This window comes from Methylobacter psychrophilus (assembly GCF_025583945.1).
In the GTDB taxonomy this organism is placed as follows: Bacteria; Pseudomonadota; Gammaproteobacteria; order Methylococcales; family Methylomonadaceae; genus Methylobacter_C; species Methylobacter_C psychrophilus.
This window is the reverse complement of the sequence record NZ_JAOEGU010000071.1, coordinates 1-13,488: the sequence shown is the minus strand read 5'-3', so window position 1 is coordinate 13,488 and position 13,488 is coordinate 1. Positions and strand designations below refer to the sequence as shown.

At 43.7% G+C, this 13,488-nt stretch carries 12 protein-coding genes and 2 pseudogenes; 11 read left to right on the top strand and 3 right to left on the bottom strand.

Going from position 1 to position 13,488, the window contains the following annotated elements; translation table 11 throughout:
• The 11 genes and pseudogenes from N7974_RS18855 to N7974_RS18805 all read left to right on the top strand — a co-directional run.
• A pseudogene (locus N7974_RS18855) lies at positions 1 to 432 on the top strand (calcium/proton exchanger); the annotation flags it as partial.
• Between the two features lie 445 nt (positions 433 to 877).
• The gene (locus tag N7974_RS18850) at positions 878 to 1,030 is read left to right on the top strand and encodes a hypothetical protein (RefSeq protein WP_262967095.1); all 153 of its coding nucleotides are present in this window, start codon (positions 878 to 880) and stop codon (positions 1,028 to 1,030) included.
• Positions 1,031 to 1,174: 144 nt separating this feature from the next.
• Positions 1,175 to 1,330, top strand: a pseudogene (locus N7974_RS18845) (IS3 family transposase); the annotation flags it as partial.
• A gap of 119 nt (positions 1,331 to 1,449) precedes the next feature.
• Positions 1,450 to 2,427 (top strand): Lnb N-terminal periplasmic domain-containing protein, encoded by a 978-nt coding sequence (locus N7974_RS18840; protein WP_262967093.1) that lies wholly within the window; start codon positions 1,450 to 1,452, stop codon positions 2,425 to 2,427.
• 135 nt (positions 2,428 to 2,562) lie between these two features.
• Positions 2,563 to 3,864, top strand: a complete 1,302-nt coding sequence (locus N7974_RS18835) for a hypothetical protein (protein WP_262967092.1) — start codon at positions 2,563 to 2,565, stop codon at positions 3,862 to 3,864.
• Positions 3,865 to 3,889: 25 nt separating this feature from the next.
• Positions 3,890 to 5,080, top strand: coding sequence for a hypothetical protein (locus tag N7974_RS18830; protein WP_262967091.1), 1,191 nt, complete (start codon positions 3,890 to 3,892; stop codon positions 5,078 to 5,080).
• Between the two features lie 151 nt (positions 5,081 to 5,231).
• Positions 5,232 to 6,662, top strand: coding sequence for a DUF2252 domain-containing protein (locus N7974_RS18825; RefSeq protein ID WP_262967090.1), 1,431 nt, complete (start codon positions 5,232 to 5,234; stop codon positions 6,660 to 6,662).
• A 179-nt stretch (positions 6,663 to 6,841) separates the two neighbouring features.
• Positions 6,842 to 7,405, top strand: coding sequence for a lipid-binding SYLF domain-containing protein (locus N7974_RS18820; protein ID WP_243220067.1), 564 nt, complete (start codon positions 6,842 to 6,844; stop codon positions 7,403 to 7,405).
• 64 nt (positions 7,406 to 7,469) lie between these two features.
• Positions 7,470 to 7,676 (top strand): hypothetical protein, encoded by a 207-nt coding sequence (locus tag N7974_RS18815; protein ID WP_262967089.1) that lies wholly within the window; start codon positions 7,470 to 7,472, stop codon positions 7,674 to 7,676.
• Positions 7,673 to 8,329 (top strand): MarC family protein, encoded by a 657-nt coding sequence (locus N7974_RS18810; RefSeq protein WP_262967088.1) that lies wholly within the window; start codon positions 7,673 to 7,675, stop codon positions 8,327 to 8,329. Before N7974_RS18815 ends, N7974_RS18810 begins: the two co-directional genes overlap by 4 nt.
• Positions 8,330 to 8,395: 66 nt before the next feature.
• Positions 8,396 to 9,433 (top strand): hypothetical protein, encoded by a 1,038-nt coding sequence (locus tag N7974_RS18805; RefSeq protein ID WP_262967087.1) that lies wholly within the window; start codon positions 8,396 to 8,398, stop codon positions 9,431 to 9,433.
• 348 nt (positions 9,434 to 9,781) lie between these two features.
• Here N7974_RS18805 and N7974_RS18800 read toward each other — a convergent pair whose 3' ends face one another.
• From N7974_RS18800 to N7974_RS18790, 3 genes are all read right to left on the bottom strand, one after another.
• Entirely contained in the window at positions 9,782 to 10,204 is a 423-nt protein-coding gene (locus N7974_RS18800; RefSeq protein ID WP_262967086.1) for a hypothetical protein, read from the bottom strand.
• Positions 10,205 to 10,500: 296 nt separating this feature from the next.
• Entirely contained in the window at positions 10,501 to 11,424 is a 924-nt protein-coding gene (locus N7974_RS18795; protein ID WP_262967085.1) for a poly(ethylene terephthalate) hydrolase family protein, read from the bottom strand.
• Positions 11,425 to 12,009: 585 nt separating this feature from the next.
• A complete protein-coding gene (locus N7974_RS18790; RefSeq protein ID WP_262967084.1) occupies positions 12,010 to 13,014 on the bottom strand; it encodes a DUF2156 domain-containing protein in 1,005 nt (334 codons plus the stop codon).
• Positions 13,015 to 13,488 lie beyond the last annotated feature (474 nt).

Here is a 13,488-nt window from a genome sequence, read left to right as displayed (position 1 = left end):
GTGTTGGTGGCGCTGGTGAGCGAAGTGTTCGTCGAGTCGGTGCAGAAGGCGGCGGAAGCCTTCGGAATGACTCCCGCATTTGTTGGTTTCATTATTGTGGCACTGGTCGGCGGTGCGGCGGAAATGGGTTCGGCATTTTCCGGCGCACGTAAAAACCGGCTCGACCTGAGCGTGGGCATCGCGCTGGGAAGCGCGTCTCAAATCGCGCTCTTTGTCGCGCCTGTTCTGGTCTTGCTTAGCTACGTTCTCGGGCCTGCACCGATGAACTTGCAATTTTGGCCAGGCGCGGTGGCGATGATTTTCATCGCCACCCTGACTGCATCCCTCGTCACGAACAGCGGACGTTCGGCATGGTTCATCGGGGTCTTATTACTAATGGTCTATCTGATTTTTGCGATGACACTTTATCTGTTGCCACCCCGAATTCAATGAAACTGGAAGCGCCATAGACCATGAATAACACTGACAAGAAAAAAGGCGATTTGAAGAAAAAAATAGTTCACGAAATGGACGAGTACTTGATAATTGTTTGTTATCTCTCCCTCGTGTTCGCTGCTTTAACGCAGTACCGAAGATTCCTTCTGGCTGCCCATGATATCATTTACACGAATTACTGGGTGGCCGTTATCGAAGCGTTGATTCTTGGGAAAGTCGGTCATGATCGGCGATATAGTTCACCTTAGTCGCAGCGTTGAACAGAACCTTGATTTATCCCACTCTTTTAAAGACTGTCGTCTTCAGTGTCTTTGTTGCCGCTTTTATCCTCATTGAGCATATGATCCATGGACTTTGGGAGGGAACGGGGTGCATGGGCGGTCTCATTGACTTCTTTAGGAAAGGTCCCTATGAATTTCTCGTCGGGTGTCTGATCATTTTCGTGTCGTCTGTAGTAATAACGCCTTGGTTGAATGTGAGTCCTAATCTTCAGGTCATCAATTTCGGCATGAACAAGACCTTGGGTAACGGCAACGGATTACAGGCTATGAATGCTGCTGTTGAGGCGAATCTGCGCATGAATATACAGTTTTGAGCTATTCTTTCTCTATATCATGCCCCCTGGCTGCTTTCGTTTTTAACCAGCATAAATCTAAATACCCAAACAGAACAGGAAGCCAATATGAAATTAAAATTACCGGTCGTTTTAACCGGGACTGCGGTGTACTTTATGGCTACGACCGAACTGAATCATCATCAGTACTATCAAGTCAGGGCTGAGGCTAAGCAGAATATATTTGAATACATTGGGGTGTTTTATAACCGTGAACAGCTTCATTCGACGAATAACTATTTGTCGCCAGTAGACTACGAAATACAGCTAAAGTCTGCTTAACTTTGTGTCCGGAAAAATGTTGACAGATCAAAAGCCGTTGGCGATCTTTTTGTTAAAATAAGTGAGATATTTTGCTGCATAATATAGTAAAGTTCATCAAGTGGTCGTTGCTGGGATTGATGCTAATAGTAGCAACGCTCTGGGCGGTGCTGGCACTCTATTTTGGTGATTCTCATACCAGTAACATACAGGTAGTTATGGCGGCGGTATTTGCTTTGTTTGGCTTGATAACGTTGATTGGTTTAGGCTTTGTACGTTGGCGCCAGCGTTTATTGATAGTCTATTCAATTTTGTTTGTCGGGATTGTGAGTGGCTGGTGGTTTACTGTTAGTCCTTCCAATGAGCGGCAATGGCAACCGGATCTGGCCAAACTTCCCTTTGCTACTATCGATGGTGATAAGGTAACGGTGCATAATATTCGCAATGTGGATTATCGCAGTGAGTTTGACTATACAATTGCTTATTACACCAAAACATTCGATTTAAATAAGCTTGATGGTATTGATCTCTTTGCCGTTTATTGGATGGGGCCAGTTATTGCCCATACCATCATTAGTTTTAATTTTGGTGATAAAGATTATCTTGCTGTGTCGATAGAAGCCCGTAAGGAACTGGGTGAAGGCTATTCGACGATTAAAGGATTTTTCCGCCAATACGAACTGATTTACATTGTTGCGGATGAACGCGATGTGATTCGTTTGCGCACTAACTACCGTAAAGACCCGATTGAAAATGTTTACCTTTACCCACTACATCCACCTAAAGAAAATGCTCGGCGCTTATTTTTGGAATATATTAAACAAATAAATGAATTACATGAAAAGCCGGCGTTTTATAACACGTTGCTGGATAATTGCACGATGGCTATCTGGTTTAATACCAGGGTTAATCCTGGGCATTTGCCATTTTCCTGGAAAATTTTGTTGAGTGGTTATTTGCCGGAGTATCTTTATGAATCGGGTGGTCTGGATAAGCGTTTTCCTTTTGATCAACTACATCAGCAAGCCCTTATTAACCGTGTGGCTCAAACAGCTGATCAGTTGCCTGATTTTTCTCAACGGATTCGGGCCGCTAGTAGTAAACCGCCATCACAGTGATGTTTTTTTAGCTGAAATCAGGACGATAGATAAAAATAGAACTATATTTGGTAGTCAATAGCCATTCATTATCATGGCAATCAGAAAAATACGCATTTAATAAAGTTATTCTCCTTTACGCACTGGAATAAATTGATGAATAAATATTTTAACAAACACATTGTAAAAACCGGCTGGCTATTATCAACTCTTGCCATCGCTTTACTGTTATCCGGTTGCGCAAGTCTTGGTAAGGGTGCGGCTGAAGCTGTTCTGGAAAAGTCTGAAAATGAAGATAGCCGGCAATGCCAGGTGTGGGGCGAAGCTTTTACCGGTATTGCCGCCGATTTGGCCAACAAACAGGGAAAAACGAAGGTGCTGTTTGTGCATGGCGTAGGCGATCATATTCCAGGGTATACCACTCAGTTTCTGGAGAAACTGGCCAAAGAGTTAAACCTGAATGTGCGCTCTGAAGGCCAAAAAAATATTGATTTAAATACGCCTTTATTTCCGGATAAGGATCTTGGCAATTTGCGGATAACGCATTTGCTTAATGAGCAAAATGGCCAGGAACTAACTTTTTACGAATTGACCTGGTCAGGAATTACCCGGCAAGAAAAAGCGCTGCTTAACTTCGATACGTCAGGCGAATACGATTTTCGCAGAGCCAAAATTAATGGTATGTTGAAGAAATTTAGTAATGATACCGGCCCCGATCCAATTATTTACTTGGGACAAAGCCGAGTGCCCATTCTGGCGGCATACGCACAGTCATTCTGTTGGATGGCCACAAAAGATTGGGAAGAGCTTCCGAATACCGGTAAACATGCTTGCATGGGGTTGAACGACTCCAATGCCGACCGTATCGCCAAAGATAACTATGTCATTATTTCTCATAGTTTGGGTAGTCGTATCGTCATGGACGGTATGCAGCGTATTGCTTCTTTGCTGGCCAACCCAGAAAAACATTTAGGTTCAATGAAGCAATATACCCTTTCTACAAAAGCCGTTGCCGCATTGCAAAGTAAGCATATTCCCTTTTTTATGCTATCCAACCAGCTGCCCATGTTGCAATTGGGCCGCGAACTTCCTGAAGTGGCCGGGCAGCAGGCCAGTTATTGCTATCCTGATGGTGCTAATTATAAAAAACGCATGCTCAAAGAAACCGAGATTGTTGCCTTTAGTGATCCTAACGACCTGTTAAGTTATGGCATACCACCTGGTTTCTCTGAAAAATATATTGACTCCCGACTTTGTGCGAAGATCACCAATGTCAATATCAACATTGCCAAGGTTATGGATGCTTTTGGTATGGCTGATCTTGCCAATCCCATGCAAGCCCATGTCGGTTATGATCAGGATGATCGGGTGATTGCCATGATTGCCAGAGGTATCGGTAATGCAGGTACATCGCCATTGATTAAGCAACGCTGTGAGTTTGTAAAAGAAGTAAAGTGAAAATAGGGGGGGTATTAAAAACGTTATGAAATTTTCACCCGAGAGTAAACAACCTGATGACTTTTCCTTGGTTCTGGGTGGCCCCCTGTTTCAGTTCTTTATCCGTGCGAGGCTAACTACCGATACGCTTAATTTGGTCAAGCGTAGAGTGATCGTTATTTCTCTATTTACCTGGTTGCCGTTATTGTTACTCTCGGTGTTATCTGGTGACTTGGTTGGCGGTGATAGTAAAGTCCCTTTTCTTTATGATATTGATGCGCACGTTCGCTTTCTGGTGTCCTTGCCATTGCTGTTGGTGGCAGAGCTTATGGTTCACCAACGGATCAGATTAATTGTGCGACAATTTATCGTGCGCGGAATTATTCCGATAAGGACCCGGCCGAAGTTTGAAGCGGTTATTGCTTCTGCGATGCGTTTGCGTAATTCGATAGTGATTGAGATTTTACTGATTGTTATGGTGTTGACGGTGGGCCATTTTTTATGGTCAAGTCAAATGACGCTGACAGCGGTCACTTGGTATGCGGCTTGGGTGGATGGCCAGCAGCGTTTCTCTCCATCTGGCTATTGGTATGCTTATATCAGTATTCCGATTTTTCAGTTTCTGTTATTGCGCTGGTATTTTCGCATTTTTATTTGGGCGAGATTTCTATGGCAAGTTTCCCGACTGGATTTGCACCTTGTACCGACTCATCCTGACTGTGCCGGAGGGCTTGGTTTTCTTGGGGGTAGTACCGCTGCATTTATGCCCTTATTACTGTCACAAGGTGCCTTGCTTGCAGGCCAGATAGCCAATCATATTTTCTATGAAGGCGATACGCTGCTGAGCTTTAAGCCGGAGATCGTAGTATTTATCACCTTTTGTTTAATACTTGTACTCGGCCCCTTATGCGTGTTTGCTCCCCGTCTGGCAGGAGTCAAACGGCAAGGGTTACTTGAGTATGGGGCACTGGCCAGTAGGTACGTTGAGGAATTTGACCAAAAATGGTTGCGCGGTGGAGCACAGCAGGATGAACAATTAGTCGGCAGCGGGGATATTCAGTCCTTGAATGATCTGGCGGGTAGCTTTGACGTCGTTAAAAGTATGCGACCGTTTCCGTTCGGCAAGACTGTGGTGCTGCAAACCGCTATCGCAGCTTTGGCTCCTGTGCTGCCATTGGCTTTAACGATGATTTCCCTGGAAGATATGGTTAAACGCTTACTAGGGATTTTATTGTGATATTGCAAAAAATTATACATCCATAGGAACAAATTTATTCGCTTCTACAAGTTATGAAAATATCTTGCTAATCAGGTGCTATTTTAATCGATATCGTTAAGGACTTTAATCAAAAAGTCCTTAATGGTAATTTGAAATGAGGGAAATAAAAATGAAAAAAGAAGCTCTCAAAAAACACGCTGGTAAAGACAGCGCACCTATTAAGGTTGCTGAGCCGATCACGGTAGATCGACGCTCGCGAACAGATCGCAAGGACGAAGGCAAGTCGATGCGTCTTGCGGTGCCGTTGGCAAGCCATACGCAGTGGCATGCTCCTGCTCATCGCCGCGATCCTGTTGAGCAACTGATTGAATCAAGCATCGGTCGTGTACCTGAACTGTTACCTATCCGCTATGGCCGGATGATGCAATCGCCGTTCGCTTTTTACCGGGGAACAGCGGCCATTATGGCGGCCGATCTTGCGGGCTTGCCATCCACGGGTATTCGCGTACAAGCGTGCGGCGATTGTCATCTGCTTAATTTCGGTGCTTTTGGAACGCCGGAACGGCGGTTGATCTTCGCTATCAACGACTTCGATGAAACCCTGCCGGCACCTTGGGAGTGGGATATCAAACGCCTTGCCGCCAGCTTTGTGGTTGCCGGGCGGCATAATGGTTTTACCGCCGGCGAAGCGCGTGTGGCGGCACAGGCTTGCGTACGCAGTTACCGTGAGCGGATGCGCGAATTTTCCAGAATGGGGGTGCTTGATGTTTGGTATTTCAGCATTGATGCCGACGAGATGGTTGAGCAGATCAAGGATGATACAACTAAGGAACGAGCTAAAAAACGGGCTGCAAAAGCTCATGATCGTGATGTGTTGGATGAGGATTTTCCCGAATTGGTGACTTTCGAGGGCGGTGTACATCGCATCCGTGACAATCCACCGCTGATCTTCCATCTCCAGACCGAGGAAGAGGAAGTGGTGAAAGCCCGTGTACGCGAAGCTTTTGAGGGTTACCGAGCTACGCTGGCAGAGGATCGGCGGCTATTGCTGGATCGTTATGACTTAAAGGACATGGCTATGAAAGTAGTCGGGATCGGCAGTGTCGGCACTCGCTGCGCTATTATGCTCCTGATGGGTGGGGCTGACGATCCGTTGTTTCTACAGGTGAAGCAAGCAAACGTTTCAGTCCTTGAGCCTTATGCCGGACGGAGCATTTACCCGAATCATGGTCAACGCGTGGCTATGGGGCAACGATTGATGCAATCGGCGAGCGATATCTTTCTCGGCTGGGCTGAGACTAATCAAGGCAACCACTTTTATATCCGGCAAATGCGGGATATGAAGATCAAGCCACTGGTCGAATTGATGGGACCAGATGTGATGAATCAGTACGCTGGATATTGCGGTTGGGCACTGGCACGTGCGCATGCCCGCTCGGGAGATGCTGCGAAAATTGCCGGTTATCTGGGCAAGAAAGAAGATTTTGATGAGGCGCTGGCTGATTTTTCTGAAAGCTATGCCGACCAGAATGAGCAGGATTATCAGGGGTTGGTACAGGCGGTGCGCGAGGGGCGCCTGGAAGTTTACCTTGAACGTTGAGAGGGTAGTGATTAAAACGTTACTCTAAAAATGGCCTGTTCCAGAGCACAATTTACTTTTAAATTAAAAAATAATGAGTTACAAGCAGTTACATTTCCCTCATAGGGACAATGATTGATGTTAGTCCGGAAAAATACCAAAATTAATTCAATAAACAATTAAAGTAACAGGAGATAAATATGTTAAATAATAAATGGTTAGGTCTTTTATTGATAAGCCTGATTGCTCTTGCTGGCTGTCAATCGACGGGCGGACAGTTGGCGAATTCCTCAGTGGATATTACTCGTGACTCCAACGCCGCATTACAGAGTCTTTATGCAAGTAATCCGGAGGCCAGACAGTTGGGGCGGCGAGCTAAAGGTATATTAGTATTTCCTGGTATTGTTAAAGCCGGCTTCCTGGTAGGTGCTCAATATGGCAGTGGTGGTGCCTTGTTTAAGAACGGTAGAACTGCTGGTTATTATAATATCGTCGCCGGGTCGTATGGTTTGCAAGCTGGCGTACAATCGTTTAGTTATGCATTGTTTTTTATGGACAATGCCTCGTTGAGCTACCTTAATCGTAGTGAAGGCTGGGAAGTCGGTGTTGGCCCGAGTATTGTTGTTGTTGATAAGGGCATGGCTAAATCACTAACAACTACGACAGCGAAAGACGGAGTGTATGCGTTTATTTTTGGTCAGAAAGGTTTGATGGCCGGCTTGGGACTGCAAGGCTCGAAAATCAGTCAAATTAATCCTGATTAATTAGTTTTTTAATACAGGTAGTTGGGTTGCTTAAAAAACGGCAACTCAACCAAGAGGCTTGATATTGGTACGTAAAGTAGATCAAGCCACCGTGCTCAAGAATTCCGTCAAGGCCGGCAAGCTTGCGCCAGATACTCAGTACATTGATTTCCATACAGCGCGAGGCTGGCGACAACAAAGGGGCACTTGTTTGAAAAGAAAAGCTGCCGAAGCATTGCCGGGCAATAAAGAAATAGAGTCGTTAATCGTAGAGTTGGAAGGTGTGAAGTGACCAGTTTATTTATTGCTTTAAAACTTATCCCCATGATTTTCGCCGCACTGTTCCCGGTTGTTAATCCCATTGGAACAGCTCTTATCCTTTACGGGATGACCCGAGGGGTTGACGATCAAACCTGGAAATCGATGTCGAGAAGAATAGCTCTGTATTCTTTTCTTTTATTAGCCTTTTTCTTTTTTTTCGGCAGCTATATCCTGAAACTTTTTGGAATTTCCATCCCGGTAGTTCAGTTCTCGGGAGGGATCGTTTTGGCATTGATGGGATGGCAGCTATTAAATCAAAAAGAGACCGGTAAGCCTCCCTCTGAAGAGACCCCGGATTATCCTTATTCAGCAATTGAGCCGAAAGCTTTTTATCCCTTTACTTTTCCGTTGACGATAGGCCCGGGAGGTCTGGCGGTTGTTTTGACCTTTAGTGCTCATTTGAATCGAGAATCCATGCTCCTCGTTACGTTGGAACAAGGCGCCGCAATTATCGGGATTTTTTTAACGTGCTTAGTTGTATCGATTTGCTATCGAAATCTTAAATTTATGACGAAGCGGTTTTCAGCTGATGTTGCTTTGGCCATATCAAAAATTCTCGCCTTTTTTGTGCTATGCATTGGCGTTGAGATTGCCTGGGCCGGTTTCAAGGCTCTTGGTCATTAGCTAGAGTGGGTAAGCTCAAATTACTCTGCCGATTTTTATTTATTTTTCTTATAGAGGATTAACGCCATGTCTGATCAATATATAACAGTAAAAAATATTGTGCTTCAAAAGTACAAAACAGGCTATTGGATGATTTTTATGCTGGTTTTAATGGGTGGTTTTCCCGTGTTTGCCGCAAGCTTGCCGGATTCTCAAGAGTTGATTCAACAACTTGGTATTCAGCAACAAGATGTTGCCAAGCTGAATCAGGGTGAAGTCGTTTTTTTTAATGTTGCAGAGGGGGACGAAAAAGAGTTGGCAGCAGGTGCCGCCATGTATTTTCCGGCAGCACCATCCAAAATGGTAGGAATTATCAAGAGTAAAGGTTTGGTGTCAATAGATACCGAGGTTGCTAAAGAGGGTGTTATTCCATTACAGGCAACGCTGGATGCATTCAAAGGTTTTGGTTTCAAGGCAGGAAGTGATGACGCCGCCACTTTTTTGGCGGCAACGCCGGGTAGCCAATTTAATCTATCGACTGAAGAGTTTCAGATGTTAAAGGCTACCAGTTCCACACAACCTGATGCCTCATCACAAGCTTATCGGAAAATTTTATTGCAACGTTGGCAGGCTTATCGCAAGAATGGCTTGAAGGGCATTGCAACTTATGATCGCGGTAATGGAGCGGAAGCCAATCCTGGCGGAGAACTACGAACAGCGACGCTGAACAGCAAAGTGCTGGCTCGTTATTTTCCGGAGCTTTATAAGGCCTGGCTCAATTACCCCGCTGCTTTACCAGCAGGTGCCGAAGAGACCTTTTTCTGGCGTAATCGTCAGGTGGAAAGTCGGCCTACGGCTATTCTGGTTCACCGTATTATGTTGACTACGAATGCTGGCGAGTTGATTCTAACCCGACAATTTTATGCCGGGCATTCATATAACTCCAATCAGCTCACTATCGCTTGTTTGCCTTATCGCGATGGTTCGTTGGTTTTCTATGCGAACAGGACTTTTACTGATCAGGTCGCTGGTTTCGGCAGCAGCTTAAAACACTCTGTCGGCGGCGAACAAGCGCGAAGTGAAATGAACAAGTTATTAAAAAATATGCATACGTTTCTTAAATAAAAGATAGCTGTTATTTTTTTGTAAAAGCCCGAGGTGTGAAAAATACGGAGAGTGAGGCGACTTTTTTATGTCATGAATTAATAGAGGCTACGATAAGACGGTTTCTTGTAAAGAACAGTGGGAATAGTCGGTCTTTTATTGATTTTATAGCAGAAAGTTACCTTATCCTTTTTGATTTTTGTTAAAAAGCTACTTTGTGCTCGAGGCGAAATACCATGGAAAATATTTTTGAACGCTGCTGCTTAATATTTTCATCATTGCATTTTTACTTAAAAAAAGTAGGTTTTTTTTAGGGGAAAGCAAAGAGGAATTATGGTTTGTAGCTTAAAATCTCCAGAAAACTTTATTTTATTTTGTACTCCAATTGCATCCTTTCTCAGTGGATGCATCCATGTCTTCCTGGAACTGAAATATCTTGCCGTCTTTTTTCCGAAGGTATCGGAAGTCGCTTATCATGGCTCCTTGGCTAATCACCCTATAAATTCCACCTGTTCCATCGGTGGTCATTTCTTGCCATTGGGCTTCAAACTCTGATGGTCTACCGCCCGGCAGCCTTTTTAATTCTTGCTCTTTTATTAGTTTTACCGGAATAGCCCCGCTGCCATTTTGATAGCTAACGTACCCTAACTCGTCCTTGTCAGTTTGAAAAACAAACTGAAGTTTAAGAGGTGTCTTTAAATTAATTGACTTAAAACACCTGAAATTGTTTTCATCCGCCTTGACGGAGCCAAGCACGAAGACACCTAACAAAATGCAAAATAGTTTATTCACGGCTACTACGGATGAGTTGAGAGCTATATACATAAAGCTGAAAAAAAATGTTATTTAATAACACCGGGTAACTCGTAAAAATATTCTGCCATTATTCAGAAATGCCCGGAAAAGGCTTAAGGTGATTTCCTGCGAATAATATACCCAGCTTGCTGGTTTTTTTATTCATTTACTGTGTTGTCAAAATAGTTACCCAGCAAGCTACGTGCCTATTTTTCCGCCGTGTAAATAAAAAAAAATCCTGCACTACTTGGGTATATTAATTCTTGGATATCACCTAACTGATTTTATTAGCTTTATTTTGTCATAATATGATTGTCTTGAGCCACCCGGATTAACGCTTCGCTTTGCTGTGGTTTTGGCAATGCCGGACCGTCCATTAGATGTTGGATGAAAAAGCCGACAGTTGCACGCCTTGCCGTAATACGTACTTGGCGAGAGTCCGCCGTGCCGCAACGACAAATGCCGTAACCAAAACGATCTGGCTCATCCAGCATTTGTACGTGATCAGCATCTCTTAGCGTTAGTTCAATGGTGCCTGGCGGCGATTGCTCAAAGAAACGTTGGTAGTTGTTTTCTTTCGGCGCACAGATGCTGGACGCCTGCCAGGCAACCTCCGCACCGATAAGCAATAAAGGGGCGCGCATTAAGGAGATAAGTCCGCCATGTGCGACAGACAGTTTGCCGTTGTCATCAGGATCAATGGCAACCACACTGGCGAAAACGCCGTATCTGGATGCTGCAAGCATCGCGTCCTTCCCGCCCATAGAATGACCTGCGACACCAATTTTTTTGGGGTCAATATTTTGTGTACTGATCAGCCAGTCGGCTATCAGGTTTGCATCATGCGCCAGTTCAATATCAGTGGTAAACATTGAATACCACCCACGTACGGCGACAATAAATCCTCGTGATGCAAGTACGCGGGCATAGCTTTCATATTGGTCATCAGGAGCCATTAATCCCGGCAAGAAAACAATGGCAGGGGAATTTAGCGGAGCATGGGCAGGTTGGTACAGCGCGACTGACAGTTTTTCACCTTGATGATCTATAGTCATTCTGGTAGAAATTATCTGTTGTGGCCCGAGACCGGCCAAATCCCCAACAGGCATGCCAACGGCATCCATGGCAAGCGTGTCGCTGGGAATTAATTTTTCGATACTACTACAGCCAGCCGTTAAAAAAAACAGGACGCCGACAAGGGTAAGTCTAGGGTTCATTTATAAGATCCAATAAAACATCATGAAGACGCATCGCCGAGTTTTTTGCTAGCTCTCAAGCGTTTATAAAAAAAGATAAGCACAAAATAACTATTGAATAGTTACAATTTCAGTAAATATTCAATTATCAGAATGAAGCAGTATTGAGCTTCCGGAATAACCCATACAAAAACAGTATGATCTTTAAGGTTTAATAAAGTTCAATGTTAAAATAAATTGTTTATTAAAACCGGATTTAATACGCTTGTGTTATCAGTAGCTGATGTTTCGCAACACTGTAAAGAAAATTAATAGCTGTCGCCAATTACAAATCTTCTAAGGTATTGATTTTTCGTTGTATACCTTTTCACTCGATGTTCAAGTTTTTTTAGCTTGACTGGGACGAACCCAGATAAATCAAGGTGTTTTCATCAATAGACTCAAGCGCCACATGATCTCAATCATGGCTGTAAGGCTTGATTCAATGGGCTTCTCTAAAATCAAAAATTAAAAACTTGAACATCGAGTTTTCAGATAAATAATTTCCAGGTTTTGTATAAACATCCTTGGTTTTAACTTAGGCTTTAAGGTGAGGTGCCGGGGTTTTTAAACGTGGGCATTAAGGGCTTTAAGAAGAGATTTTATACTTGAATAGGATAAGTTTTTTTCAGGAAACAATAAATATGAGGGGTAAATAGTCGGCTCGAATTTTTTCCAGAAGGCTTCACGGCCGCCGAGATGAAAAACTTTCTTTGCCAATTGATAGACCCAGCGTGCAACTGTTTTGGAAAATCCACTCAGTCCGATAATTTTTCCCAGTTGGTTCCCTGGAACCGGGCCCATTGAAATGTATTGGCAATTCTCTTGTGCCAAAGTTTGTAGCACAGAGATAACTAATAATTCTGAAATGCCATGTGGGGCGTTTTTGGTTATCAGGACACTGTTTAAAAGCCATCCGTTATACGCTTGGAGTTCGCTGAGTATTATAATGCCGACTATTTTTTCTTCTTGTTTGGCATAGAACCAGCGTTTACCCACACGATCTTTAAACAAAGTAAAGTCAGCTAAAAAGACTTGAGGTCCCTGGCGTTCCTTTTGCCATGTTATTGCGACTTCTTGTAATGCTTTTTCAATGTCAGGATTATCTCCACAGTATTCTTGTACCAAAGCCCCTTCCAATCGAGCACGCTTCACCCTGTTGCGGACAAATCCGGCTGTTGATCCTTTGTGGTCAATGGGGTTGCTAAGGGGATTTAATACAAATTTCTCTCCGAATTCAATCAGAACAGAACCAAGATTTTGAGCAGCCCAGTTGGCAAATTCTTCTGATACAATAATATAAACAACACCTATTTTCTGGCTTCGGCAATACTGTTGAAATGTTTTGGCTAGTGCTTGTTTATCTTCTGCGGCGCATACTGGATCACCAAAAACGACTGCATTACCGCTTTCGATACGGTAGCCAATAAAACCTTCGATGCGTGGATCGGAAAAAAATTGGCACGTGGAGGATAATATACCTTCGGTATTGACATCGCCCCATTTACGCACCTGGTTTACCAAGGAATTGCGATCAAAAAGTTGCTTTTTGTTTTCTAATGAGGTTTGCATGGTTTTTTTACACCCAATATCTGGCTATATTTTTGTTGATTATATTCCCCTTATTTTGTGAGTCAATTCTTACATTCAACTAATAAGTTCAATCGATAATTATTGGCTTTAAAGACCGCTGATTGATGTAGTTTCAGGCTTTTTTCAATCCGACCAAAGACTATAAGCACAAGGGAATTTATAGACAGCCAGCTTGTTTTATCCACAAAACGTAATACAGGAAGAGTTGGCAATCTAATGATGGGTATTCTGGTGCCATTGCTGTATTGATATGACGAGAAATTTTGGTAACGATTCTGTTTATAGACGGTTTCTATTATTATTCCAAAGGACATCCATCAGCCTTAAACAATACCTTCGCCAAAATTTAAGCAGCTCTCGCATGAATCCTGCCAATTTCTGCGGCTTGGAAGATACGGTCGTCGATTAAAAATGTGTCATCATTTTTGCCCAGCGAATTAATAATCCGCTGCG